The 23,756-nt window shown below is 65.3% G+C and carries 23 protein-coding genes; 19 read left to right on the top strand and 4 right to left on the bottom strand.

Annotated features, from left to right (window positions below; translation table 11 throughout):
* Positions 1 to 40 precede the first annotated feature (40 nt).
* Positions 41 to 784: an NF038120 family PEP-CTERM protein gene (locus tag SOM61_RS15355; protein WP_320474884.1), complete on the bottom strand. Its 744-nt coding sequence runs from the start codon at positions 782 to 784 to the stop codon at positions 41 to 43.
* Positions 785 to 1,177: 393 nt separating this feature from the next.
* Here SOM61_RS15355 and gspG point away from each other — a divergent pair, with 393 nt between their 5' ends.
* From gspG to SOM61_RS15290, 13 genes are all read left to right on the top strand, one after another.
* A complete protein-coding gene (gspG, locus tag SOM61_RS15350; RefSeq protein ID WP_320474883.1) occupies positions 1,178 to 1,624 on the top strand; it encodes a type II secretion system major pseudopilin GspG in 447 nt (148 codons plus the stop codon).
* 41 nt (positions 1,625 to 1,665) lie between these two features.
* The gene (locus SOM61_RS15345) at positions 1,666 to 2,853 is read left to right on the top strand and encodes a type II secretion system F family protein (protein ID WP_320474882.1); all 1,188 of its coding nucleotides are present in this window, start codon (positions 1,666 to 1,668) and stop codon (positions 2,851 to 2,853) included.
* Positions 2,850 to 4,556 carry a GspE/PulE family protein gene (locus SOM61_RS15340; RefSeq protein WP_320474881.1) on the top strand — a complete coding sequence of 569 codons (1,707 nt, stop codon included), beginning with the start codon at positions 2,850 to 2,852 and terminating at the stop codon, positions 4,554 to 4,556. The genes SOM61_RS15345 and SOM61_RS15340 overlap by 4 nt, the downstream gene beginning before the upstream one ends.
* Positions 4,549 to 5,364 (top strand): hypothetical protein, encoded by an 816-nt coding sequence (locus SOM61_RS15335; RefSeq protein WP_320474880.1) that lies wholly within the window; start codon positions 4,549 to 4,551, stop codon positions 5,362 to 5,364. The genes SOM61_RS15340 and SOM61_RS15335 overlap by 8 nt, the downstream gene beginning before the upstream one ends.
* On the top strand, positions 5,361 to 5,906 hold the full coding sequence (locus tag SOM61_RS15330; protein ID WP_320474879.1) for a PilN domain-containing protein: 546 nt from the start codon (positions 5,361 to 5,363) through the stop codon (positions 5,904 to 5,906). The genes SOM61_RS15335 and SOM61_RS15330 overlap by 4 nt, the downstream gene beginning before the upstream one ends.
* Positions 5,903 to 6,463, top strand: a complete 561-nt coding sequence (locus SOM61_RS15325; RefSeq protein ID WP_320474878.1) for a hypothetical protein — start codon at positions 5,903 to 5,905, stop codon at positions 6,461 to 6,463. The genes SOM61_RS15330 and SOM61_RS15325 overlap by 4 nt, the downstream gene beginning before the upstream one ends.
* Entirely contained in the window at positions 6,460 to 7,005 is a 546-nt protein-coding gene (locus tag SOM61_RS15320; protein ID WP_320474877.1) for a hypothetical protein, read from the top strand. The genes SOM61_RS15325 and SOM61_RS15320 overlap by 4 nt, the downstream gene beginning before the upstream one ends.
* A gap of 23 nt (positions 7,006 to 7,028) precedes the next feature.
* A complete protein-coding gene (locus SOM61_RS15315; protein ID WP_320474876.1) occupies positions 7,029 to 9,047 on the top strand; it encodes a secretin N-terminal domain-containing protein in 2,019 nt (672 codons plus the stop codon).
* The gene (locus tag SOM61_RS15310) at positions 9,044 to 9,532 is read left to right on the top strand and encodes a type II secretion system protein (protein WP_320474875.1); all 489 of its coding nucleotides are present in this window, start codon (positions 9,044 to 9,046) and stop codon (positions 9,530 to 9,532) included. Before SOM61_RS15315 ends, SOM61_RS15310 begins: the two co-directional genes overlap by 4 nt.
* Positions 9,533 to 9,537: 5 nt before the next feature.
* On the top strand, positions 9,538 to 9,912 hold the full coding sequence (locus SOM61_RS15305; protein WP_320474874.1) for a type II secretion system protein: 375 nt from the start codon (positions 9,538 to 9,540) through the stop codon (positions 9,910 to 9,912).
* A complete protein-coding gene (locus SOM61_RS15300; RefSeq protein ID WP_320474873.1) occupies positions 9,912 to 10,559 on the top strand; it encodes a type II secretion system protein in 648 nt (215 codons plus the stop codon). Before SOM61_RS15305 ends, SOM61_RS15300 begins: the two co-directional genes overlap by 1 nt.
* A gap of 89 nt (positions 10,560 to 10,648) precedes the next feature.
* Entirely contained in the window at positions 10,649 to 12,715 is a 2,067-nt protein-coding gene (locus SOM61_RS15295) for a protein-disulfide reductase DsbD family protein (RefSeq protein WP_320474872.1), read from the top strand.
* Between the two features lie 21 nt (positions 12,716 to 12,736).
* Complete coding sequence (locus tag SOM61_RS15290; protein WP_320474871.1) at positions 12,737 to 13,375, top strand: redoxin domain-containing protein; 639 nt, start codon at positions 12,737 to 12,739, stop codon at positions 13,373 to 13,375.
* 12 nt (positions 13,376 to 13,387) lie between these two features.
* Here SOM61_RS15290 and murJ read toward each other — a convergent pair whose 3' ends face one another.
* Entirely contained in the window at positions 13,388 to 14,944 is a 1,557-nt protein-coding gene (gene murJ / locus SOM61_RS15285) for a murein biosynthesis integral membrane protein MurJ (RefSeq protein ID WP_320474870.1), read from the bottom strand.
* A 259-nt stretch (positions 14,945 to 15,203) separates the two neighbouring features.
* Between murJ and rpsT the strand changes: the two genes are divergently transcribed.
* A complete protein-coding gene (gene rpsT / locus SOM61_RS15280) occupies positions 15,204 to 15,470 on the top strand; it encodes a 30S ribosomal protein S20 (protein WP_005669248.1) in 267 nt (88 codons plus the stop codon).
* Positions 15,471 to 15,851: 381 nt separating this feature from the next.
* Positions 15,852 to 18,083 (top strand): NADP-dependent isocitrate dehydrogenase, encoded by a 2,232-nt coding sequence (locus SOM61_RS15275; protein ID WP_320474869.1) that lies wholly within the window; start codon positions 15,852 to 15,854, stop codon positions 18,081 to 18,083.
* A gap of 50 nt (positions 18,084 to 18,133) precedes the next feature.
* Here the strand turns inward: SOM61_RS15275 and SOM61_RS15270 are convergent, their stop codons facing one another.
* The gene (locus SOM61_RS15270; RefSeq protein ID WP_320474868.1) at positions 18,134 to 18,679 is read right to left on the bottom strand and encodes a pseudouridine synthase; all 546 of its coding nucleotides are present in this window, start codon (positions 18,677 to 18,679) and stop codon (positions 18,134 to 18,136) included.
* A gap of 128 nt (positions 18,680 to 18,807) precedes the next feature.
* On the opposite strand from SOM61_RS15270, the gene icd reads away from it, so the two are divergent.
* Both icd and SOM61_RS15260 read left to right on the top strand, forming a co-directional pair.
* Complete coding sequence (icd, locus tag SOM61_RS15265) at positions 18,808 to 20,061, top strand: NADP-dependent isocitrate dehydrogenase (protein ID WP_320474867.1); 1,254 nt, start codon at positions 18,808 to 18,810, stop codon at positions 20,059 to 20,061.
* Between the two features lie 29 nt (positions 20,062 to 20,090).
* Complete coding sequence (locus SOM61_RS15260; RefSeq protein WP_320474866.1) at positions 20,091 to 20,399, top strand: hypothetical protein; 309 nt, start codon at positions 20,091 to 20,093, stop codon at positions 20,397 to 20,399.
* 52 nt (positions 20,400 to 20,451) lie between these two features.
* Here the strand turns inward: SOM61_RS15260 and cspE are convergent, their stop codons facing one another.
* The gene (gene cspE, locus SOM61_RS15255; protein WP_005669258.1) at positions 20,452 to 20,655 is read right to left on the bottom strand and encodes a transcription antiterminator/RNA stability regulator CspE; all 204 of its coding nucleotides are present in this window, start codon (positions 20,653 to 20,655) and stop codon (positions 20,452 to 20,454) included.
* A 319-nt stretch (positions 20,656 to 20,974) separates the two neighbouring features.
* Between cspE and clpS the strand changes: the two genes are divergently transcribed.
* Both clpS and clpA read left to right on the top strand, forming a co-directional pair.
* The gene (gene clpS, locus SOM61_RS15250) at positions 20,975 to 21,277 is read left to right on the top strand and encodes an ATP-dependent Clp protease adapter ClpS (protein WP_020653505.1); all 303 of its coding nucleotides are present in this window, start codon (positions 20,975 to 20,977) and stop codon (positions 21,275 to 21,277) included.
* A complete protein-coding gene (gene clpA / locus SOM61_RS15245; protein ID WP_320474865.1) occupies positions 21,274 to 23,574 on the top strand; it encodes an ATP-dependent Clp protease ATP-binding subunit ClpA in 2,301 nt (766 codons plus the stop codon). The genes clpS and clpA overlap by 4 nt, the downstream gene beginning before the upstream one ends.
* The last annotated feature ends 182 nt before the right edge of the window (positions 23,575 to 23,756 follow it).

Here is a 23,756-nt window from a genome sequence, read left to right as displayed (position 1 = left end):
CCTTGGGTTCTGCGAGATTCGGCTGGGTCGGGCGGTACGGTCAGGCTTGGCGGCGGCGGGCGCGGGCGGCGAGGCCGGCAAAGCCGAGGCCGAACAGCGCGAGCGTAGCCGGCTCGGGAACCTCGGCCAGGGCGTCTTCGAGCACCAGGTTGTCGATGGCGAACTGGCCACGGTTCGAGTTGAATGCCGAGCAATTACCGGTGGCATTGCAGGTAAAGCCGAACATCGCCACGCTCACGAAAGCGGTGTTGGCGAAGGTCTCGAATGGGGTGTAGCGGCCGAATTCGAAGCCGCTCGATCCGGGGCCGTCGAGCAGCAGGTCTTGCAGCAGATAGGTGCCGTCGGCCAGGAAACCCTGCATGCGCAGGATGCCGGAGATGGCTGGATAGCCGCCCAGCGCAGCGTCCAGGCCGATGAAGCTTGCGTCGAGCGACTTCATCATGAAGGAAGCGCCGGCGCTCGCGGACGAAAGCCAGACGATGCTATCGTTGAGGGCGCCGTAATAGCCGCCGTCGCCATTGACCGGGCAGGCCATGGCGACGCAGAAGCCCGGATCGCTGGAATCGGCGATCATGCCGACCAGGCTCCCGGCATCGGCCGGGTTATACGCCTCCGTGAGCATGTTGTAACCGCTTTCCTGCCAGGTATCGCCACTGCCGAACAGCATGCCCGCGCCACTGTCGAACGTGATGTTTGCAGCCTGGACAGGTGCGGCAATCGCTGCCGCGCCGAGCGCGGCAGCGGCAAACTTGGCCAGGGGGCTGGTCAGGGAGGGTAATGCCATCTGCGATTTCCGAGTCATGATTTGCCTTTGTGGTTGGGAGTTCTCTCGCCAGGGTACGGCGGGGCACAGCGTTTCGCACCTGAGGTTCAGGTTGCCAAGAAATATATCAATGGAAGTAATAAAAGTGTAAAAAAGTTTAACAAGCAATATTTTGACTTTTCGCAACTTGCGTTAATTAAATTTGGTTTTCTCTATGACCAATCATTGTTTCCCGTCCTTTTTCATCTGTTTGAAATATGCATCATTGAATTTGAGAAATATTGTTATATCCGATGAAATGCTGTACGCCCCCACCAGAGAGGTGCTTTTTTGAAAAGAACAGTTGTCGCAGCGCTCAGCAGCGTGTTACCTTTCACCGGCAGGATTTCAAAGAAGCAATCTAGGAGTCGCTTGATGGTTTTTGCTATGAAACAGGGCGCCGTCGTCCCTGCCGGGCGGAGCGCGGGCTTCACGCTGCTGGAGCTGCTGGTGGTGATCGTCATCATCGGCCTGCTCGCCGCCTATGTCGGACCCAAGTACTTCTCGCAGCTCGGCAAATCCGAAGTCACCGCCGCCCGCGCCCAGATCGACGCCTTCGACAAGACCCTCGATACCTACCGGCTCGACGTCGGCCGCTATCCGACCACCGAAGAGGGCCTGGCCGCCCTCATGACGGCGCCGCCGAGCGCCGGCGCCAAGTGGAACGGCCCCTATCTCAAGAAGGCGATTCCGCCCGACCCTTGGGGCAATCCCTACCAGTACCGGGCGCCGGGCGCCCGTGGCGACTACGAGGTGCTGTCCCTGGGCAAGGATGGACAGCCGGGCGGAACCGGCGACAACGCCGACATTAGTTCCAACTGAACGTTTCCTTTTCGTTTCACCGCAACCTGGCCGGGCATCCCATGCAGTTCGCCGTTCGCACCCTTGCGCCCGATATGTCGATCTCCAGCGTCCTCGTCGACGCGCCCGACGCCCAGGACGCGCGCCGCCAGGTCGAGGCGCGCGGCCTGTTCGTCAGCGCCGTCGAACCGGCGCGCGGGGCGGCGCTGGCGCGCCCCAAGGGGGGCAAGCTCTCGCTCGTGCTGTTCAGCCAGGAACTGCTGGCGCTGCTCAATGCGGGCCTGGGCATCGTCGAAAGCCTCGAAGCCCTGCTCGAAAAGGAAGGCGCGCCGTCCACCCGCGGCGTGCTGGAACGGCTGCTGGGCGGCCTGCGCGAAGGCAAGCGCTTTTCCAGCGTGCTGGCGTCGCAACCGGCGCTGTTCCCGCCGCTGTACGTCGGCATCGTGCGCGCCGCCGAAGGCACCAGCGACCTGCCGCGCGCGCTGGCGCGCTACATCGATTACCAGCAGCGCATCGACACCGTGCGTTCCAAGATCGTCAGCGCCTCGATCTATCCCGTGATCCTGTTGATGGTCGGCGGCGGCGTCAGCGCCTTCCTGATCGGCTACGTGGTGCCGAAGTTCGCCGAGGTCTACCACGGCGCCGGCCGCAACCTGCCGTGGATGTCGCAGCTGCTGCTGGACTGGGGCCAGTTCGCGGCAGGCCACGGCAGCGCGATCCTGGTCGCCGCGGCGCTGCTGGTCGCCGGCGCGATTGCCGGCGTGCGTCATCTGCTGCGCAGCGGCGGCATGGCGCGCCTGCTGGCGAAACTCCCCGGCATCGGCGAGCGGGCCCGCGTCTATGAGTTGTCGCGCCTGTACCTGACGCTGGGCATGCTGACCGAGGGCGGCATCACCATCGTGGGCGCGATCGAGACCGTGCAGCCGATGGTGTCGGGCCACCTGGCGCGCAACCTGGCCGCCGCGCGCGCCGCGATCGAGGCCGGCCAGCCGCTGTCGAACGCCTTCGAGGCGCATGGCCTGACCACGCCGATCTCGCTGCGCATGCTGCGCGTGGGCGAGCGCACCGGGGAAATGGGGCCGATGCTGACCCAGTCGGCCGCCTTCTACGACGGCGAGATCGGGCGCTGGATCGATCGCTTCACGCGCACCTTCGAGCCGCTCCTGATGGCGGGCATCGGCCTGGTGGTGGGCGCCATCGTGGTGCTGCTGTACATGCCGATCTTCGACCTGGCGGGAGACATGTCGTGAACCTTGTTCCAGACGCCGGCCACGCCGAACCCTTCGACACCGCGCTGCTGGCGCGCGCCCGCGCCGCCGCCGCCGTCTCGCGGCGCGGGCTGGTGCTCGAGCTCGAGGCCCTGACCGGGCGCGATCCGCGCGAGCTGGTGCGCGAGCTGGCTGCGCCGTTCGGCCTGCCGGTCATGGAGACCGGCGCCATGCTGGCGCTGGCCCCGGCCTTCGAACTCTTGCCGCTGGCCCAGGCGCTGTCGCGCCACTGCGCGCTGCTGCGCCATCCGGACGGGCGCCTGACCGGGGTGTTGTCCGATCCCTTCGACCTCGACCTGCAGACCTGGCTCGGGGCCCAGGCGCGCGCCAGCGCCAGGAACCCATTGGAGTTGTGCCTGGCGCTGCAGTCCGACATCCAGGCCTATCTGTCGAAGCAGGAAGAGTCGGCGCGCGCCGTCGACTCGCTGGTGGGCGGCGCCCAGGACGCGCGGCGCGATGGCAAGTCGGGCACCGTGCTGTCCTTCGCCTCGGTGTCGGAAGCGGGCAGCCCGGCCGTCAAGCTGGTCAACTCGACCCTGTACGACGCGTTGAAAGCCGGCGCCTCGGACATCCACCTGGAGAGCACCGCCGGCGGCCTGGCCGTCAAATACCGGGTCGACGGCGTGCTCGATCACGCCGCCACCGTGGGCGGCATCGAGCTGGCCGAGCACATCATCTCGCGCCTGAAGGTGCTGGCCGAACTCGACATCGCCGAGCGCCGCGTTCCGCAGGACGGCAGCTTCCGGGTCGAGGCGGGCGGGCGCGACATCGACCTGCGGGTCTCGATCATGCCCAGCATCCACGGCGAGGACGCGGTGATCCGTATCCTCGACAAGCGCGCCATGATCGAGGCCTATGGCGCGCTCACGCTGGAGGCGCTGGGCTTCGATGCGCCGTCATTGGTCACCTTGCGGCACCTGGCCCAGGAGGCTTACGGGATGCTGCTGGTGACCGGCCCCACCGGCTCGGGCAAGACCACGACCCTGTACGCGGCGCTGACCGAGATCCATAACGGGCGCGAGAAGATCATCACCATCGAGGACCCGGTCGAATACCAGCTGCCGGGCATCCTGCAGATCCCGGTGAACGAAAAGAAGGGCCTGACCTTCGCCAAGGGCCTGCGTTCGATCCTGCGCCACGATCCGGATAAAATCATGGTGGGCGAGATCCGCGACCGCGAGACCGCCGAGATCGCGGTGCAGTCGGCGCTGACCGGCCACCTGGTGCTCACGACCGTCCACGCCAATAATGTGTTCGACGTGTTCGGCCGCTTCACCCACATGGGAATCGATCCGTATGCCTTCGTCTCGGCCCTGAACGGCATCTGGGCCCAGCGCCTGATCCGCATGTGCTGTCCGCGCTGCGCCGAGCGCTACGAACCGGGCGAGCAGGAGCTGGCCTCGGTGCATCTGCGACGCGAGGAAGTCGTGGACTATGTGTTCATGCGCGGCAAGGGTTGCGGCGACTGCCGCGGCACCGGTTACAAGGGCCGCCGCTCGATCGCCGAGATCCTGACCCTGAACGACGAGATCCGCGAGCTAATCGTCGACAAGCAGCCGATCCGCCAGATCAAGGCCGCGGCCCACGCCAACGGCACCCGCAGCCTGCGCCTGGCGGCGCTCGACCTGGTGCGGCGCGGCGCCACCACGATCGACGAGATCAAGCGGGTGACCCTGCATGCGTAGATTGCATTTCCCTCCCATCGGACAAGCCCTGCGCCTGGGCGTGGCCGCCAACGGACTGGCCCTGGTCAAGCATCGCCGCCTGTTCGGCGGCGCGCCGCTGGCCCTGGCGGAGCAGCCGCTCGACCTGTTCGCCCCCGATGCGCTGGCGCCGGGCTTGCGCATGCTCTTGTCCGACCTGCCGGTCAAGGGCTGGCCGCTGAGCGTGGTGCTGGCAGACGAGCTGGTGCGCCTGTGGCAAGTCCCGCCGCCGCCCGGCGCCACGCGGATGGGCGACCTGGAGGCGGCCGCCGCGCTGCGCTTCCAGCACCTGTTCGGGGCCCCCGGCGCCGAGTGGAAGATCAGCGCCGACTGGGATGCGGTCGATCCCTTCCTGGCCGCGGCTGCACCAAGAGCCCTGCTCGACGCGCTGGCGCAGGCCGCCCGGGAACACGGTTTCCACCTGGTCGAGATCGGCCCGCAATTCGTCGCCGCCATGAACGCCTGGCGCGGCGAGCGCAGGAGCGGGGCCTGGTTCGGCCTGGTCCATGGCGGCGTGTTGTCGCTGGCGGCCTACGATGGCCGCAAGCTGGCGGCGGTGAGGAGCGCCCCGATCCCGGCGGGGGCCGACCGCGACTGGCTCGATTCCCATATTGCGCGCGAAGCGCTGCGGGTCGGGATCGCACGGCCCGAGCGCCTGCAGTTGAGCGGCGCCGCGCCCGCCGCCTGGGCCAGCAGCCCGGGTCGCCTGAAATTCGCCTGCAGCCTGCTCGAGCAGGCCGACGAGTGGTCGGAACTGGCGCGCCTGGCCCGCACCGGAGTGCCTGTATGAAGCGCACCCGCATCGATTTCGCGCCGCCTGGCCTGTCCCGCACGCTGTTCCGTGCGCCGCCAACCCTGATCTATGCCGTACCGGGCGTGCTGGCGCTGTGCATCCCGGCGCTGTTCATGACGCAGCGTTACTTCGAGCAGCAGGAAGAAGTGCGCGACCTGCAGGCGGCGCTGGCCGCGCGCAGCGCGCCGGCGACTGTGGCCGCGCCGCCGGCCCCGAAAGTAGCCGTGGCGCCGGCCCAGGCCGGCGCCGTCAACGCCGCCATCCTGCAACTGAACCTGCCGTGGCGCGACCTGGCGGCGGCGCTGGGCGAAGCCACGCCGAACACGATCGCACTGCTGGCGCTGGAGCCGGACGCGAAACGGCGCACGGTGCGCATCAGCGCCGAGGCGCGCTCGAGCGACGAGATGCTGGCCTATATCACGCGCCTGCAGGCCGAGGAATGGTTCAGCAGCGTGGTGCTGCTGCGCCACGAGGTGATGGAGCAGGACCCGAACCGTCCGCTGCGGTTCCAGGTCAGCGTGCAGTGGGAGGCGTCATGAAGGCGGGCGCATTCCTGCTGCGCGCGCGTCTGCTGCTGGCGCGCATCGATCCGCTGGTGGCCCTGGTGCTGGCGCTGCTGCTGGCCGGGGCCGCGGTCCAGGTGGCGCTGCTGCCGGCGCGCGCGCAACTGAACCAGGAATACGAGGCGGCGCGCCAGGCGGCGCGCACGCCGCTGCCACCGCAGAGCGCACCTGCGGCGGCGCCGCCCAGCAGCGACCAGAACCTGCAGCACTTCTATGCGACCCTGGGCGAGCGCCGTGGGGTAGAGCGCCAATTGAAGGAAGTATTTGCGCTGGCCGAGCGCCACGGCCTGGCGCTGCGCCAGGGCGAGTATCGGGCCACCAATGACCGCAATGCGCAGCTGGTCGCCTACCAGGTCAACCTGCCGGTCAAGGGTAGTTATGGCGCGATCTGGGAATTCGCGATGGACGTGCTGCGCGCGATCCCGCACGCCTCGCTGGACGACGTCGCCTTCCGCCGCGACAGCGTGGGCGAGGCCGGGGTCGAGGCGCGCCTGCGCCTGACTTTCTATTTAGCCGAAGGAAGCAAGCCGTGAAGCCGCGCCACATTGCCATGGGCGTGGCGCTGGCGCTGGCCGCCGGCCTGGTCGTGTTTGGCGACAGGACGCCGGAGGCGGAGCTGGCCGAGCCGGTCGAACGCGCGGCCGCCACGACGGCCGCCGAACCGGTGCGCAGCGCCGCGCCATCGATCAGGAAAACCGGAGACGACGTCGCCATCGCGCGCCTGATCCCGCGCGAGACCTTGATCGGCGCCAGCGGCGAGCGCTTCGGGGACGGCGACAATAGCCTGTTCGCGCGCCATGACTGGACGCCGCCGCCACCGCCGCCATCGAACGAGCCGCCGCCACCGCCGCCGCCGCCGAGCGCGCCGCCGCTGCCGTTCACCTACATCGGCAAGTCGCTGCAGGACGGCGTGTGGCAAATCTACCTGGCGCGCGGCGAACGCACCTATCTCGTCAACGATGGCGACACCATCGACGGCACCTACCGCGTGGACGCGATCCGTCCGCCGGTGCTGACCCTGACTTACCTGCCGCTGGAACAACGACAGCAGCTCAATATTGGAGTATTCGACTGATGGTGCGAACCCGGATTCAAGGTATGGCCCTGCTGCTCTTGCCACTGCTGCTGGCAGGGTGCGCGGCCCAGCGCGCCTACCAGGAGGGCAATGCGCTGGTGGCCCGGGACCAGGTGGGCGCTGGCCTGGCCAAGTACCAGGAAGCGCTGGCGTCCGAGCCGGACAATCCCGTCTACCGGGCGGCCTTCCTGCGCGCGCGCGACAACGCCACGGTGCGCATCGTCGACCAGGCCGAGCGCGCGCTGGAAGCCGGCCAGGTGGAGCTGGCGACCCAGGAGTACCGGCGCGTCCTCGCGATCGATCCGGTCAACGACCGCGCCCGCGCCGGCCTGCGCCAGGTCGAGGCCGAGCGCCGCCACGCGGCCGCCATAGTCGAGGCGCGCGCCGCCTTCGACAAGGACGAATTGGAAACGGCGCGCCAGAAGCTGGCGGCGGTGCTCACCGAACGCCCCGCGCACGAGGCGGCGCGCCAGCTGATGCAGGAAGTCGACGAGAAGGCGGCGGCCGCGCCGAAAGGCCAGGCGGCGCTGGCGGCCAGCTACCGCAAACCCATCAGCCTGGAGTTCCGCGAGGCGCCACTGAAACAGGTGTTCGAGGTGATCGCGCGCCACTCGGGCCTGAACTTCATCTTCGACAAGGACGTCAAGGCCGACGCCCGCACCTCGATTTTCCTCAAGAACAGCACGGTCGAGGCGGCGGTGTACTACCTGTTGATGACCAACCAGCTCGAGCGCCAGGTCATGGACGGCAACACGGTCCTGATCTACCCGAACGTTGCGGCCAAGGTGCGCGAATACCAGGAGATGACGGTCAAGACCTTCTTCCTGGCCAATGCCGAAGCCAAGAGCATCGCCAACACCTTCAAGACCATCCTCAAGGCGCGCGACGTGGTGGTGGACGAGAAGCTGAACCTGGTGATCTTGCGCGACAATCCGGAAGCGATCCGCATCGCCACCCAGCTGGTGGCCCTGCAGGACGTGCCCGAGCCCGAAGTCATGCTCGACGTCGAGGTGCTCGAGATCCGGCGCAGCAGCGTGATGGACCTGGGCATCGCCTGGCCGACCAACCTGTCGTTCGCGCCGCTGCAGACGCTGGACGGCATCCCGCTGACGATCGACAGCCTGCGCACCTTCAACAGCAGCAATATCGCGGTGAGCGACATCAGCGCCACGGTCAACGCCAACAAGACCGACGGCGACACCAATACCCTGGCCAATCCGCGCATCCGCGTGCGCAACAAGGAGAAGGCGAAGGTCGTCATCGGCGACAAGATCCCGAACATCTCGGCCACGGTGTCGTCGGGCATCGGCGGCTTCGCTTCCGAGAACATCAACTATATCGACGTCGGCCTGACCCTGAACGTGGAGCCGACCATCTACCTGAACAACGAGGTGGCGATCAAGATCGGGCTCGAGGTCAGCAGCCTGGGCGAATCGGTGCGCACCACCAGCGGCACCGTGGCCTACCGCATCGGCACCCGCTCGGCCACCACCCTGCTGCAACTGAAGGATGGCGAGAACCAGGTGCTGGCCGGCCTGATCAGCAATGAAGACCGCAGCAGCGGCAGCAAGGTGCCGGGCATCGGCGACCTGCCGGTCGTCGGCCGCCTGTTCGGCAGCCAGCGCGACCAGCGCGACCGCACCGAGATCGTGCTGTCGATCACGCCGCGCATCGTGCGCGCCATCCAGCGGCCGCCGGCGTCGGCGTCGGAATTCGGCGCCGGTACCGAGGCCAGCTTCCGCCGCCGTCCCGACAATGGGGTGCGGGTGCAGGTCACGGGATCGCCCATCCGCGCGCCGGCGCCGGTGCAGGCGGTCGAGACGACCCCGGTCGCGCCGCCGCCGGTCGCGCCGTCGCCCGACCCGACGCCGAGCTTCTCGGTGCCGCCGTCGGCACTGCCGGCCACGCCGCAACTGGGCTCGCCGCCGTCGGCGCCGCCGGGCGCGCCCGTGCCGCCGCCCGAACCGGCGCCGGCGCCCGAACCCGAAGTCGTGCCGGCCGCCTATCCGCCGGGCGTCAATCCGCCGATTCCGCAGCGATGAATGTCCAGGCCCAGCGCGCGCGTTCTGGATTCACGCTGATCGAGCTGCTGGTCACGCTGGCCATCCTCGCGCTGCTGGGAACCCTGGTGCTGCCGGTGGCCGAAGTCACGGTGCAGCGCCGCGATGAGCAGGAGCTGCGGCGCGCGCTGCGCGAGATCCGCGCCGGCCTGGACGCTTTCAGGAAGGCGGGCGACGAAGGCCGCATCAGTAAGGCGGCGGACGCCAACGGCTATCCGGAACGCCTGGAGCTGCTGGTCGAGGGCGTGCCCGACCTGCGCAGTCCCAAGCAGGCCAAGATCTACTTTTTGCGGCGCCTGCCGCGCGACCCATTCAATTCCGATCCCGAGCTGTCGGATGCCGCCACCTGGGGCAAGCGCAGCTACGCCAGCGAAGCCGATGAGCCGAAGGAGGGCGACGACGTCTACGACGTGTACTCGACCTCGCAGCGGATCGGCCTGAACGGCATCCCCTACAATAAATGGTGAACCCGATGAGAGCACGACGCGGCTTCACGCTGATCGAACTGCTGGTGGTGCTGGGCATCGTGGCGCTGCTGCTCACGCTCGCCGTGCCGCGCTTCTTCCCCAGCATCGACAGCGCGAAAGAGACCATCCTGGCCGACAACCTGCGCAATACGCGCGCGGTAGTCGACCAGTACCGCTCCGACACCGGGCGCTATCCGGAATCGCTCGAACAGCTGGTCGAACAAAAATACCTGCGCGAGATCCCGCTCGACCCGGTCACCGAAAGCCGCGAGACCTGGGTATTGGAGGCGCCGCAGGACGGCGAGCAGGGCGGCTTTTCCAACCTGCGCAGCGGCGCGCCCGGCAACGACCGGCGCGGGCGTCCCTACCTGGAGTGGTAATGAGGGCGCGGCGCCAGGCCGGTTTCACCTATCTCGGCCTGATCATCTTCGTGGCCATCATCGGCCTGGTGGGCGCGGCCACACTCAAGATCGGATCGCTCCTGCAGCGCGCCGCGGCCGAGGAAGAATTGCTGGAAATCGGCGCCGCCTTCAGCGCCGCGCTGGACAGCTATGCCGCGGCCACGCCGCGCGGCGCCTCGCCGTATCCGCCGTCGCTGGCCGAACTGCTGAAGGACCCGCGCTCGCCCGCCGTGCGGCGCCACCTGCGCAAGGTCTACGTCGATCCGCTGACCGGCAAGGCCGAGTGGGGCATCGTCTTCCTGGGCGACGGCGAGACCGGCGTGGTCGCCTTCCACAGCCTGTCGGATGCCAGGCCGCTCAAGCTCGCGAACTTCGATAGCCGCTTCAAGGGGCTGGACAACAAGGAAAAGATTTCGGAGTGGCGCTTCAGCGCAGGCGAGCGCAGCCTGGCGCCTGCCGTCACGACGACGCAGTCCGGTGGGCCGGGCGCGCAGCCGGCGCCGCCCGCGCCGCAAGCGGCGCCCCCCATCCCGCAGCCTGCTGCGCCGCCGCCTCCACCAGCGCTGGAAGAACCCGCGCCGCCCGAGCCGGCCGAGGAGGAAGGCGAAGCGGTTGATCGGGAGTGAGGCAACGTGATACTTTTGCACGACTGCCCGACACTCCCGACTATCGCATGCCTCTGTCTTTACACACTGCCCGAACGTCCTGGCGCGGCTTGACCATCGCGTTGCTGCTCGTCGTATTGACGCCGATGCTGGCCGTGGCGGCGGAAAGCAATGTGCAGCAAAGCCCGCGCGCCACGGTATCGCTGGTGAGCGAGTACGCCGCCGTGAGCCCGGGTCAGCAATTGCGCATCGGTCTGCGCCAGCGACTGGCGCCGCACTGGCATACCTACTGGAAAAATCCCGGCGACGCCGGCTCGCCACCGAGCATCGCGTTCGAGGCGCCGGACGGCGCCGCGGTGGGTGAGATCGCCTGGCCGGGCCCCGACCGCTTCATCATCGGCCCGGTCGCCAGCTATGGCTACGAAAACGAGATCGTGTTCCCGATGGCCCTGACGGTGCCGCGGGATGCGCGGCCCGGCAGCCAGCTGGTCCTCGAGGCCGATGCCGACTGGGTGGTGTGCGAGAAGGAGTGCATTCCCGAGGAAGGCAAGTTCCGCCTGTCCTTGCCGGTGGAGGCGAGCGCCCGTCCAGCCAGTGCCGAGGTCCTGGCCGCGTTCAAGAACGCCGACGCGCGCCAGCCGCAGCCATCGCCGTGGCGCGCCTCGGTGAGCGTCGGCGAAGCGACCCTGCAACTGGCGGTCGAGGGCGAAGGCATCGCGCCGGCCTCCGTGCAATCGGCCCTGTATTTCCCGGACAGCTGGGGCATCGTCGATCACGTGGCGGACCAGGTCCTGACGGTGGAAGAGGGCAGGCTGTCGCTGGCGACGACCAAGGGCCAGGGCTACACGCCCGGGCCATCCGCCGGCCTGCTGGCGATCACCGACGGCGGCGGACAGAAACGCTGGTTCGCGCTCGAGCTCACGCCGGCGGCGGCCAATCCCGCACCTGCCACCGAGGCGCCGGCCACGCTGCCCCTGTGGCAGATGGCCTTGTTCGCCTTCCTGGGCGGCCTGATCCTGAACCTGATGCCCTGCGTATTCCCGGTGCTGGCGATCAAGGCCACGGCGGTGGCCGGGATGTCGGGCGGCGACCGGCGCGAGGTGCGGCTGTCCGGCCTGTTCTACACCCTCGGCGTGCTGGCCGCCTTCATGGCGCTGGCAATGGCCCTGCTGGCCGTGCGCGCTGGCGGCACTGCCGTCGGCTGGGGCTTCCAGTTCCAGTCGCCGCTGTTCGTGGCGGCGATGTCCTGGCTGATGCTGGCGATCGGCCTGAACCTGTCCGGCGTGTTCGAGGTGGGCGGTGCGCTTGCGGGCGCCGGCCAGGGCCTTGCCGAGCGCAAGGGCCACGCCGGCAGCTTCTTCACGGGCCTCCTGGCGGTGGTGGTGGCCACGCCCTGCACCGCGCCGTTCATGGGAGCCGCGATCGGCTCGGCACTGGTGGCGCCTGCGTATGTCAGCCTGGTGGTGTTCGCGACGATGGGCCTCGGCCTGGCCCTGCCGTTCCTGTTACTTGGCATTTTCCCGGCGGTCGCCCGGCGCCTGCCGCGGCCCGGTGCGTGGATGGTGACCCTGCGCCAGGCGATGGCCTTCCCGATGTATGCGACCGCCGCCTGGCTGCTGTGGGTGCTGGCCCAGCAGGCGGGCGAGGCCGGCCTGCGCATGGCGCTGGCGGGGCTGGTGCTGGTAGGCCTGGTGGCCTGGCTGGTGGGCTTGGGCCAGCATGGGGCCAGGAAGCGCTGGTGGCCGCGCGGCGCGGCAGCGGCCGGCGTGGCCGGGATTGCCGGATTGATGGTCATGCTGCATGGCGCCGAGCCGCAGGCCGCCGCAGCCCCTGCGCAATCCACGCAGGCCGAACCCTACAGCGCCGGGCGGCTGGCCTTTCTGCGCGCCGAAGGCAAGCCGGTGTTCGTCAATATGACCGCCGCCTGGTGCATCACCTGCCTGGTCAACGAGCGCACGACCTTGTCGACGGCCGCCGTGCAAGAGGCGATGCGCGAACACGATGTGGTCTACATGAAGGGCGACTGGACCAACCGCGATCCCGCCATCACGGCATTTTTACAATCGTTCCAGCGCGACGGCCTGCCGTTCTATGCCTTCTATCCGGCCGGGAAGGAGCCGGTGGTCCTGCCGCCGGTGCTGACCCAGGCCATCGTCACCGAATCATTCAAGCAGTAATCATTCACAAGGAGATTTCATATGAACGGTTCTTCTCGTCGCGCCATGCTGCGCACGACCGCATCGGCCGCTGCCCTGCTGGCAGCCGGCTTCCTGGGCGCTGCGCCGGCACTGGCCGCGCCAGTCATCGGCCAGCCGGCGCCCGCCTTCACGGCGGTCGACAGCAAGGGCAAGCAGCACAACCTGGCCGATTACAAGGGCAAGGTCGTGGTGCTGGAATGGACCAACCACGATTGCCCTTACGTGAAGAAGCACTACCAGGCGAACATCCCTGCCTTGCAGAAGCAGGCGCAGGACGCGGGCGTGGTCTGGTTGAGCGTGATCTCGTCGGCGCCGGGCGAGCAGGGCTTCGTGGACGGCAAGAAGGCCGACGAGCTGACGGCCAGCCGCAATGCCGCGCCAGGCGCCGTGCTGCTCGACCCGAAAGGCACGGTCGGCAAGGCTTATGACGCGCGCACCACGCCGCATATGTACGTGATCGACGCCAAGGGCGTGCTGCGCTACGCGGGCGGCATCGACAGCATCGCATCAAGCAAGCTGGAAGACATCGAGAAGGCCAGCCCGCTGTTCAAGACCGCGATGGAAGCGGTCGTGAAGGGCCAGAACGTGGCCCAGGCCACCACCCGCCCTTACGGCTGCAACGTCAAGTACAAGTCTTGAGCGCGGACCATCTCAGGCCGCGCGGCGCCGGAAGTCGCGCGGCCTGAAGCCCAGCACCGCCAGCACGGCGAAATAGGCGAAGGCAGAGGCGCAGATGATGCCGAGCAGGGCGCCGATGCGCAGCGCCGGCGTTGCCTTCATCGCCGCCCAGTCGAACTGCGCCTGGCCGAACCAGGCGAGAAGCCCCATCACGCCGACCGCGACGGCCAGCTTGATGAAGAATGTCAGCCAGCCCGGCTGCGGCGTATAGATGCCGCGCCGGCGCAGGCCCACGTACAGGCAGGTGGCGTTGATGCAGGCGCCCAGGCCGATCGACAGGGCCAGCCCCGCCACGCCCAGGTCGAGCCAGAACACGAACAGCACGTTCATCAGCTGGGTGGCGAACAGCACCATGATCGCGATGCGCACCGGCGTCTTGATGTCCTGGCGCGCATAGAAGGCGGGCGCCAGGATTTTGACGAGGATGATGCCGAGCAGGCCTGCGCTGTAGGCCATCAGGGGCATGGCCGAATTGGCCAGTGCCGCGTCATCGAATTTACCGTAGTGGAAGAGGGTGGCGATCATCGGCTCGGCCAGGGTCGCCATGCCCACCGCAGCCGGCAGCGCCAGCAGGAAGGTCAGGCGCAGGCCCCAGTTGAGCAGCGCCGCATACTCTTCGGTATTGCCTTCGCTATTGGCTTTCGACAGCGACGGCAGCAGGATGGTGCCCAGGGCCACGCCCAGCATCGCGGTCGGGAATTCCATCAAACGGTCGGCATACTGCAGGGCCGAGACGGCGCCGGCCGCCAGGCTGGCGGCGATGCCGGTATTGATCAACAGGCTGATCTGGGCCGCCGACACCGCGAACACGGCCGGACCCATTTTTCTCAGCATGCGCCGCACGCCGGCGTCGCGCAGGCCGTGCAGCGGGTTGAGCGATATGCGCGGCAGCATGCCGATCTTGACCAGCGAAGGGATCTGGATCGCCACCTGCAACAGGCCGCCGACGCAGACGGCGATCGCCATCGCATAGATCGGCTGCTCCAGGTAGTTGACCAGCACCAGCGAGGAGAAGATGAAGGACAGGTTGAGTAGTACCGGTGTGAAGGCGGGAATCTTGAACTGGCGCCAGGTATTGAGGATGCCGCCGGCCAGGGCCACGAAGGACATGCAGGCGATATACGGGAACATCATCTGCGTCATGATCACCGAGGCGTCGTAGGCGCCGGGCGTCTCGCGCAGGTCGCCGGCGAGCAGCGTGATCAGGAGCGGGGCGCCGACGATGCCGACGATGCTGGTCAGCACCGTGGCCCAGATCAGGGCGGTGGCGACGTGGTCGACCAGGGTCTTGGTGGCCCCTTCGCCGTGCTGGGTCTTATATTCTGACAGGATCGGCACGAAGGCCTGCGAGAACGCGCCCTCGGCAAACAGCCGGCGCAGCAGGTTCGGCAGGCGGAAGGCGATGATGAAGGCATCGGTATAGGCCGAGGCGCCGAAGGCGCGCGCGAACAGGCTTTCGCGCAGCAGGCCGGTGACGCGCGACAGCATGGTCATGCTGGAAATGGCGGCGAGGGTTCTGAGCAGGTTCATGGCGCAAGATTATACTTGGGCAACTGGTCGGAATCCGCTACGTTTCGACGTACTGCGCTCCACTCCCGGAAGGGCAGTAAACCGACAATCTTTGAATTATGAATTGCTCGGAATTGAAACCTTCGCTATAATCGTGGGCTGTACTGAATTCTGTTAGCAGACACTAATCGTTGGGCAGGCACCGCATCGCTAACCCCGGCGCCAGTTTGACCGTCGCTAATGTTTGCAAACGCAACTTGACCCCGATTTAGGAAATTCCATGGCAAATACCGCACAAGCGCGCAAACGCGCTCGTCAAGCAGTTAAGCAAAACGCACACAACTCGTCGCAGCGTTCGACCCTGCGCACCGCAATCAAGGCCGTCCGCAAAGCCATCCAGGCTGGCGACAAGGCAGCTGCGACCACCATCTTCCAGCAATCCGTGTCGAAGATCGACAGCATCGCTGACAAGAAGATCATCCACAAGAACAAGGCAGCGCGTCACAAGAGCCGCCTGGCTGCAGCCCTGAAAGCACTGTCGGCTTAATAGCCGTTTGCGACGCGGCCCTCAGGGCCGCGACGGCAAAGTTCTGTGCAGTTGGAAAGACCCGCCCGACTTCGGTCCTGGCGGGTTTTTTTGCTTGGCGCTTCATTTTCCTCGCAACGGCCCGCCAAACTTGTCGAACGCTTAAAAACTGGTAAGCCGCGCAAAGCTCGGGCATAATATGGCGCGTCTTATGTCTTATAGAAGACTTCGGCGCTGACCGCGACGCCGCGGGGTGATGTGATCACTCTTTTGCGATCTGCCATCCCGGAGTCGGGAGGGGTAGAATGTCCGGCATCAGTGCGGAGCGCCAGGGTCTTGGCCTGTGGCCAATTGTCAGTTTTATACTCGCGACAGCGTTCGCGACTACCGAGGAAAATGTGCATGAGCAGTGATCAGACCATCATCTACACCCTGACCGACGAGGCGCCGCTGCTGGCGACCCACGCCTTCCTGCCTGTGGTCAGCACCTTCACCAAGCCGGCCGGCATCACGGTCGAGGCCAGCGACATCTCGGTCGCGGCCCGTATCCTGGCCGCCTTCCCGGAGAACCTGACTCCGGAACAGCGCGTGCCCGACGCGCTGGCCGAACTGGGCAAGAAGACGCTCACGCCGGAAGCCAACATCATCAAGCTGCCGAACATCAGCGCCTCGGTCACCCAGCTGACCACCGCGATCAAGGAACTGCAGGACAAGGGCTACAACATTCCCGACTATCCGGCCGATCCGAAGACCGACGAAGAAAAAACCATCAAGGCCAAGTACGGCAAGTGCATCGGCTCGGCGGTGAACCCGGTCCTGCGCGAAGGTAACTCGGACCGCCGCGCACCGCGCGCCGTCAAGGAATACGCACGCAAGAACCCGCACTCGATGCAGCCATGGTCGCAGGCGTCGCGCACCCACGTCTCGCACATGACCCATGGCGACTTCTACCACGGCGAAAAGTCGATGACCATCGACGCGGCGCGCGAAGTCAAGATGGAACTGGTCACCAAGAGCGGCCAGACCATCGTCCTGAAGCCGAAGGTCGCCCTGCAGGCCGGCGAGATCATCGATTCGATGTTCATGAGCCGCAAGGCCCTGCTGGACTTCTACGAAGCCCAGATCGAAGACGCGCACCAGACCGGCATGCTGTTCTCGCTGCACGTCAAGGCGACCATGATGAAGGTCTCGCACCCGATCGTGTTCGGCCACTGCGTGCGCATGTTCTACAAGGATGCTTTCGCCAAGCACGGCGCCCTGTTCGACAGCCTCGGCATCAACGTCAACAACGGCATGGCCGACCTGTACAACAAGATCGCCGACCTGCCGTCGTCGCAGCGCGAAGAAATCATCCGCGACCTGCACGCCTGCCAGGAGCACCGTCCTGAACTGGCCATGGTCGACTCGGCCAAGGGCATCACCAACTTCCACTCGCCGAACGACGTGATCGTCGACGCGTCGATGCCGGCGATGATCCGCGCCGGCGGCAAGATGTACGGCGCCGATGGCCGCCTGAAGGAAGTGAAAGCCGTCATCCCGGAGAGCACCTTCGCCCGCATCTACCAGGAGATCATCAACTTCTGCAAATGGCATGGCGCTTTCGATCCGAAGACCATGGGCACCGTGCCGAACGTCGGCCTGATGGCCCAGCAGGCCGAAGAATACGGCTCGCACGACAAGACCTTCGAGATCACCGAAGCCGGCGTGGCCAACATCACCGACCTCGCCACCGGCGAAGTATTGATGAGCCAGAACGTCGAGCAGGGCGATATCTGGCGCATGTGCCAGGTTAAGGACGCGCCGATCCGCGACTGGGTCAAGCTGGCCGTGACCCGCGCCCGCAACTCGGGCATGCCGACCGTGTTCTGGCTCGACCCGTACCGTCCGCACGAGAATGAGCTGATCAAGAAGGTCAAGGTCTACCTGAAGGATCACGACACCAGCGGTCTGGACATCCAGATCATGTCGCAGGTGCGCGCGATGCGCTACACGCTGGAGCGCGTCAAGCGCGGCCTGGACACCATCTCGGTGACCGGAAACATCCTGCGCGACTACCTGACCGACCTGTTCCCGATCATGGAGCTGGGCACGTCGGCCAAGATGCTGTCGATCGTGCCGCTGATGGCCGGTGGCGGCATGTACGAAACCGGCGCCGGCGGTTCGGCACCGAAGCACGTGCAGCAGTTGGTCGAAGAAAACCACCTGCGCTGGGATTCGCTGGGCGAGTTCCTGGCCCTGGCCGTCTCGCTGGAAGACCTCGGCATCAAGACCGGCAACAACAAGGCCAAGGTGCTGGCCAAGACCCTGGATTCGGCCACCGGCAAGCTGCTGGACAACCGCAAGTCGCCATCGCCGAAAACCGGCGAACTCGACAACCGCGGCAGCCAGTTCTACCTGTCGATGTACTGGGCGCAAGAGCTGGCCGCGCAGACCGAGGATGCCGAACTGGCCGCCAAGTTCGCGCCGCTGGCCAAAGAGCTGGGCGAGAGCGAAGCCAAGATCGTCGCCGAACTGCTGGAAGTGCAGGGCAAGCCGGCCGACATCGGCGGCTACTACAAGCTGGACGAGGCCAAGGTGGGCGCCGTGATGCGTCCGAGCGCGACCTTCAACGCTGCGCTGGACTCGCTGGCGTAAAGCTGAAGCGCCAGTGAAAAACCCGCCGTACCGTGAGGTCGGCGGGTTTTTTACATCCTTACCTCGGTATGTTCACCGGGCATCAATGGATGCGTCGCCAGCGAAAACGGCCCGATACTGCTGCGAACCAGGCGCAGGGTAGGCAAGCCCACTGCCGCCGTCATCCGCCGCACCTGCCGGTTCTTGCCTTCTTCGAGCGTGATCGCGATCCACGCGGTGGGCTTGTCCTGGCGCGCGCGGATCGGCGGATTGCGCGGCCACAGCCATTCGGGCTCGGCGATGCGTACCGCGCGGCATGGCTTGGTGACGAAGTCGCCCAGGTCGAGCGGCGCCTGCAGCCGCGCCAGCGCGGCGGCGTCGGGCACGCCATCCACCTGCACCAGATAGGTCTTGGCTTCCTTGAGGTCGGGGTGGGCGATCTTGTGCTGCAGCTTGCCGTCGTCGGTCAGCAGCATCAGGCCCTCGCTGTCGGCGTCCAGCCGGCCGGCGGGATAAATGCCTGGAATATCGAGATAATCGGCCAGCGATTCGCGGCCCTCCTGCGGCGAGAACTGGCACAGGACCTGGAATGGCTTGTTAAAGAGAATCAGGGGCATGGGAAGTGTGTGAGCGCATGAGGATAGCTGAGGCATAATGCAGGGCAAGCCGATGCATCGTGGCGGCATGCCGGGCGTCATTGTAAGCGAGTTCGCGCCGCAGGCCGCCGCCCTACCTGGAGGAATGGATGGTCCAGCATATCACCGTCCCGGCCGCTGGCCGGAAGATCACCGTCAACGCCGACTTCACCCTGAACGTCCCGGACCACCCGGTTATTCCCTATATCGAAGGCGACGGCACCGGCGTGGACATCACGCCGGTCATGATCAGGGTGGTCGATGCGGCGGTGGACAAGGCCTATGGTGGCGCGCGCAAGATTAGCTGGATGGAAATCTTTGCCGGCGAGAAGGCGACGCAACGCTACGGCGCCGACACCTGGCTGCCGGACGAGACGCTCGCCGTGCTGAAGGACTACGTGGTCTCGATCAAGGGCCCGCTGACGACGCCGGTGGGCGGCGGCATCCGTTCGCTCAACGTTGCGCTGCGCCAGGAACTCGACCTCTACGTGTGCCTGCGTCCGGTGCGTTACTTTGCCGGCGTGCCGTCGCCGCTCAAGCAGCCGGAAAAGACGGATATGGTCATCTTCCGCGAGAACTCCGAAGACATCTACGCCGGCATCGAGTGGGAAGCCGGCTCGGAAGGCGCGAAGAAGCTGATCGCCTTCCTCTCCGAGGAAATGGGCGTGAGCAAAATCCGCTTCCCTGACACCTCTGGGCTGGGCATCAAGCCGGTCTCGCGCGAAGGGACGGAGCGCCTGGTGCGCAAGGCGATACAGTACGCCATCGACAATGACAAGCCTTCGGTGACCCTGGTCCACAAGGGCAATATCATGAAGTACACCGAGGGCGCGTTCCGCGACTGGGGTTACAAGTTGGCGCAACAGGAATTCGGCGCCGAGCTGTTCGACGGCGGCCCGTGGTGCCGGATAAAGAATCCGACGACGGGGCGCGACATCATGATCAAGGATTCGATCGCCGACGCCTTCCTGCAGCAGATCCTGCTGCGTCCGGCGGAATACAGCGTGATCGCCACGCTGAACCTGAATGGCGACTATATCTCGGACGCGCTGGCGGCCCAGGTGGGCGGCATCGGCATCGCGCCCGGAGCGAATATGTCCGATTCGGTGGCAATGTTCGAAGCCACCCACGGCACGGCGCCCAAATACGCGGGCAAGGATTATGTGAATCCGGGTTCGCTGATCCTGTCGGCCGAGATGATGTTGCGCCATATGGGCTGGAGCGAGGCGGCCGACCTGATTATTTCGGCGATGGGGCGGGCGATCGTCTCCAAGACCGTGACCTATGATTTTGCGCGCCTGATGGAAGGCGCGACCCAGGTGTCGTGTTCGGGATTCGGCGAGGCCATGATCGAAAACATGTAGACGTCATTTAAATCGCATAAGGAGGGACTGTGAGCGAAGAATCAATCACGCAAGCCAGATACGAGAAAATCGGACGATTTATTGATGCTTTCCAGCGGCATGCCGATCCGGAGCGCTTGCGCGCGGCGGCCGCAACCGCCGAACTGGCGCCCGACCTGGCCGAGCGTGCGGCGTCGCTGGTACGCCGTTATGACGAGGCGCTCGAAGCGCTGCAGCGCAACAGTCCGCAAGCCATGCCCGACTCGGTTGACGACGATCAGCTCAATGCGATTCTGGCCGACGCGGAGGCTTTCGTCCGGAAGAGTGGCTGGACGCACGAAGATGGACCTGGCCAATAGTTGAAAAAAAACCCCGCATGCGCGGGGTTCTTTGCTTCCGGGAGGGGAGAGATTACAGACCCTGGATGTTGGAAGCTTGCTTGCCTTTAGGGCCTTGCGTGACTTCGAATTGGACTTTTTGACCTTCTTTGAGGGTCTTAAAACCGTTCATGTTGATCGCGGAGAAGTGAGCAAACAGATCCTCGCCGCCGTCATCAGGAGTGATGAAGCCAAAACCTTTGGAATCATTGAACCACTTAACAGTACCAGTTGCCATAAAAGAACTTTCAAATTTAACAAATCACACGAGCCATAAAAGCAAGAAGCCTCTTGCCCCCTCCTCAGCCTTGCTCACTTCTTATCAACAAGTACATAAGTACAATGTCAATAACTGCATTGTTGGTGGAATAATCACTGAAGTCAAGCGCTTTTACGTGCCTATTGCCAAATATTTCAGGCCTAAGTCATCCACGCTCTTGATTTCCTCAATCGGAACGCCATCTGCGCAAATATCCGAAAACGCGTAAGATGGAAGCACCAGAAAACGAGCTGATGTTTACGCTTGGCACCAACCTCGGAAGTATTAGAATAACCCCATGGCAACGAAGCACGATACTGAACAGCTGCTTGAGCGGCAGACCGTCAAACCGCCTCCGCTGTATCAGGTGGCGCTACTGAACGATGACTACACGCCGATGGAGTTCGTGGTCGCCGTGATCCAGGAGTACTTCAACAAGGATCGCGAAACCGCAACCCAGATCATGCTCTCTGTTCACCGTCATGGTAAGGGTGTGTGTGGGGTGTTTTCCAAAGATATAGCGTGTACCAAAGTGGAGTTTGTCTTAACGCATGCGCGCAAGGCCGGGCACCCCCTGCAGTGCGTGATGGAGGAAGTATGATTGCGCAGGAACTTGAAGTATCCCTACACATGGCCTTTGTCGAGGCTCGCCAGGCACGTCACGAGTTCATCACCGTGGAACACCTGCTGCTCGCGCTCCTCGATAATCCATCGGCCGCCGAAGTCCTGCGTGCGTGCGCGGTCAATATCGAAGACCTGCGCAAGACCTTGACTAATTTTATCGGTGATAACACCCCGACCGTGCCTGGCACGGGCGAGGTCGACACCCAGCCGACGCTCGGTTTCCAGCGCGTGATCCAGCGCGCGATCATGCACGTGCAGTCGGCTTCGAACGGCAAGAAAGAAGTGACCGGCGCGAATGTGCTGGTCGCGATCTTCGGCGAGAAGGACTCGCACGCCGTCTACTACCTGCACCAGCAGGGCGTGACCCGTCTCGACGTCGTCAACTTCATCTCGCATGGCGTGCGCAAGGACCAGCAGATGGACACCCAGAAGGCGTCCGAAGGCGTGGAAGAAGCGCAGGTCGAAGGCCAGGCCAAAGAGTCGCCGCTGGACCAGTTCACCCAGAACCTGAACAAGGCGGCCGCCGACGGCAAGATCGATCCGCTGATCGGGCGTGAAGAAGAAGTCGACCGCGTGATCCAGATCCTGTGCCGTCGCCGCAAGAACAACCCGCTGCTGGTGGGCGAGGCTGGCGTGGGTAAAACCGCGATCGCCGAAGGCCTGGCCTGGCGCATCGTGCAAGAGGACGTGCCCGAGATCCTGCAGAACGCCGTCGTGTTCTCGCTCGATATGGGCGCGCTGCTGGCCGGCACCAAGTACCGCGGCGATTTCGAGCAGCGCTTGAAGGCCGTGCTCAAGCAGATCAAGGATACGCCCAACGGCATCCTGTTCATCGACGAGATCCATACGATCATCGGCGCCGGCTCGGCCTCGGGCGGCACGCTCGACGCGTCGAACCTGCTCAAGCCAGCGCTGGCCAATGGCCAACTGAAGTGCATCGGCGCGACCACCTTCACCGAATTCCGCGGCGTGTTCGAGAAAGACCATGCACTGTCGCGCCGCTTCCAGAAAGTCGACGTCAACGAACCGACCGTCGAGCAGACCGTGGCGATCCTGCGCGGCCTCAAGTCGCGCTTCGAAGAGCACCATGGCGTGAAATACTCGGCGTCGGCGCTGTCGACCGCGGCCGAGCTGGCGGCGCGCTTCATCAACGACCGTCACCTGCCAGATAAAGCGATCGACGTGATCGACGAAGCCGGCGCGGCCCAGCGCATCCTGCCGAAGTCGAAGCAGAAGAAAACCATCGGCAAGACCGAGATCGAGGACATCATCGCGAAGATCGCGCGGATTCCCCCGCAAACGGTCAACCAGGACGACCGCAGCAAGCTGCAGACGATCGACCGCGACCTGCGCAACGTCGTGTTCGGGCAAGACCCTGCGATCGAGGCGCTGTCGGCCGCGATCAAGATGGCGCGTGCCGGCCTGGGCAAGACCGACAAGCCGATCGGCTCCTTCCTGTTCTCCGGTCCGACCGGCGTCGGCAAGACCGAGGTGGCCAAGCAGCTGGCCTTCATCCTGGGCATCGAGCTGGTGCGCTTCGACATGTCCGAGTACATGGAGCGTCACGCCGTGTCGCGCCTGATCGGCGCGCCGCCGGGCTATGTCGGCTTCGACCAGGGCGGCCTCTTGACCGAGGCCATCACCAAGAAGCCGCACACCGTGCTGCTGCTGGACGAGATCGAGAAGGCCCATCCGGACATCTTCAACATCCTGTTGCAGGTGATGGACCATGGCACCCTGACCGACAACAACGGCCGCAAGGCGGATTTCCGCAACGTGATCATCGTGATGACCACCAATGCGGGCGCCGAAAGCCTGACCAAGCGTTCGCTGGGCTTCCTCGATTCGAAGGCGGCCGGTGACGAGATGGCCGACATCAAGCGCATGTTCACGCCGGAGTTCCGCAACCGCCTGGACGCGATCATCAGCTTCCGTGCGCTGGACGAGGACATCATCCTGCGCGTGGTCGACAAGTTCCTGATGCAGCTCGAAGAGCAGCTGCATGAGAAAAAGGTCGAAGCGATCTTCACCGAGAAGCTGCGCAAGTTCCTCGGCACCAAGGGCTTCGACCCGGCGATGGGCGCGCGTCCGATGGCACGCCTGATCCAGGACATGATCCGCAAGGCGCTGGCCGACGAGCTGCTGTTCGGCCGCCTGACCAACGGCGGCCGCGTGACGGTCGACCTGAACGAGAAGGACGACGTGGTCCTCGAGTTCCCGGAGGGCGACGCACTGCCGCCACCGGCGCCGGCAGAGACGGTCGAGATCGAGTAAGGAGGGCGCCGCAAGGCGCTCTCGACAAGAAGCCCGCGCACCCAGTGCCGCGGGCTTTTTTTTGTTCGCGCTTCGATACGCGATGGCGCACGACGCTCGCTCTGAGTAGCATGGCTTTTATTTAACTTAGTTATCTTTATTTCAAACTCTTTGCAAAGAACCATGGTAATTCTTGAAATGTG

Source organism: Massilia sp. CFBP9012 (assembly GCF_034045115.1).
Classification (GTDB): Bacteria; Pseudomonadota; Gammaproteobacteria; order Burkholderiales; family Burkholderiaceae_D; genus Telluria.
This window is presented reverse-complemented; position numbering and strand designations above follow the sequence as displayed.

What these genes read in the sequence shown, in the direction of transcription:
- rpsT (WP_005669248.1), top strand. Translation starts at nt 15,204, where the DNA reads ATGGCAAATACCGCACAAGCGCGCAAACGCGCTCGTCAAGCAGTTAAG.
- SOM61_RS15290 (WP_320474871.1), top strand. Translation starts at nt 12,737, where the DNA reads ATGAACGGTTCTTCTCGTCGCGCCATGCTGCGCACGACCGCATCGGCC.
- SOM61_RS15345 (WP_320474882.1), top strand. Translation starts at nt 1,666, where the DNA reads ATGCAGTTCGCCGTTCGCACCCTTGCGCCCGATATGTCGATCTCCAGC.
- SOM61_RS15330 (WP_320474879.1), top strand. Translation starts at nt 5,361, where the DNA reads ATGAAGCGCACCCGCATCGATTTCGCGCCGCCTGGCCTGTCCCGCACG.
- clpS (WP_020653505.1), top strand. Translation starts at nt 20,975, where the DNA reads ATGGCAACGAAGCACGATACTGAACAGCTGCTTGAGCGGCAGACCGTC.
- SOM61_RS15310 (WP_320474875.1), top strand. Translation starts at nt 9,044, where the DNA reads ATGAATGTCCAGGCCCAGCGCGCGCGTTCTGGATTCACGCTGATCGAG.
- SOM61_RS15300 (WP_320474873.1), top strand. Translation starts at nt 9,912, where the DNA reads ATGAGGGCGCGGCGCCAGGCCGGTTTCACCTATCTCGGCCTGATCATC.
- murJ (WP_320474870.1), bottom strand. Translation starts at nt 14,944, where the DNA reads ATGAACCTGCTCAGAACCCTCGCCGCCATTTCCAGCATGACCATGCTG.
- icd (WP_320474867.1), top strand. Translation starts at nt 18,808, where the DNA reads ATGGTCCAGCATATCACCGTCCCGGCCGCTGGCCGGAAGATCACCGTC.
- SOM61_RS15315 (WP_320474876.1), top strand. Translation starts at nt 7,029, where the DNA reads ATGGCCCTGCTGCTCTTGCCACTGCTGCTGGCAGGGTGCGCGGCCCAG.
- SOM61_RS15325 (WP_320474878.1), top strand. Translation starts at nt 5,903, where the DNA reads ATGAAGGCGGGCGCATTCCTGCTGCGCGCGCGTCTGCTGCTGGCGCGC.
- SOM61_RS15355 (WP_320474884.1), bottom strand. Translation starts at nt 784, where the DNA reads ATGGCATTACCCTCCCTGACCAGCCCCCTGGCCAAGTTTGCCGCTGCC.
- SOM61_RS15275 (WP_320474869.1), top strand. Translation starts at nt 15,852, where the DNA reads ATGAGCAGTGATCAGACCATCATCTACACCCTGACCGACGAGGCGCCG.
- clpA (WP_320474865.1), top strand. Translation starts at nt 21,274, where the DNA reads ATGATTGCGCAGGAACTTGAAGTATCCCTACACATGGCCTTTGTCGAG.
- SOM61_RS15270 (WP_320474868.1), bottom strand. Translation starts at nt 18,679, where the DNA reads ATGCCCCTGATTCTCTTTAACAAGCCATTCCAGGTCCTGTGCCAGTTC.
- gspG (WP_320474883.1), top strand. Translation starts at nt 1,178, where the DNA reads ATGGTTTTTGCTATGAAACAGGGCGCCGTCGTCCCTGCCGGGCGGAGC.
- cspE (WP_005669258.1), bottom strand. Translation starts at nt 20,655, where the DNA reads ATGGCAACTGGTACTGTTAAGTGGTTCAATGATTCCAAAGGTTTTGGC.
- SOM61_RS15335 (WP_320474880.1), top strand. Translation starts at nt 4,549, where the DNA reads ATGCGTAGATTGCATTTCCCTCCCATCGGACAAGCCCTGCGCCTGGGC.
- SOM61_RS15305 (WP_320474874.1), top strand. Translation starts at nt 9,538, where the DNA reads ATGAGAGCACGACGCGGCTTCACGCTGATCGAACTGCTGGTGGTGCTG.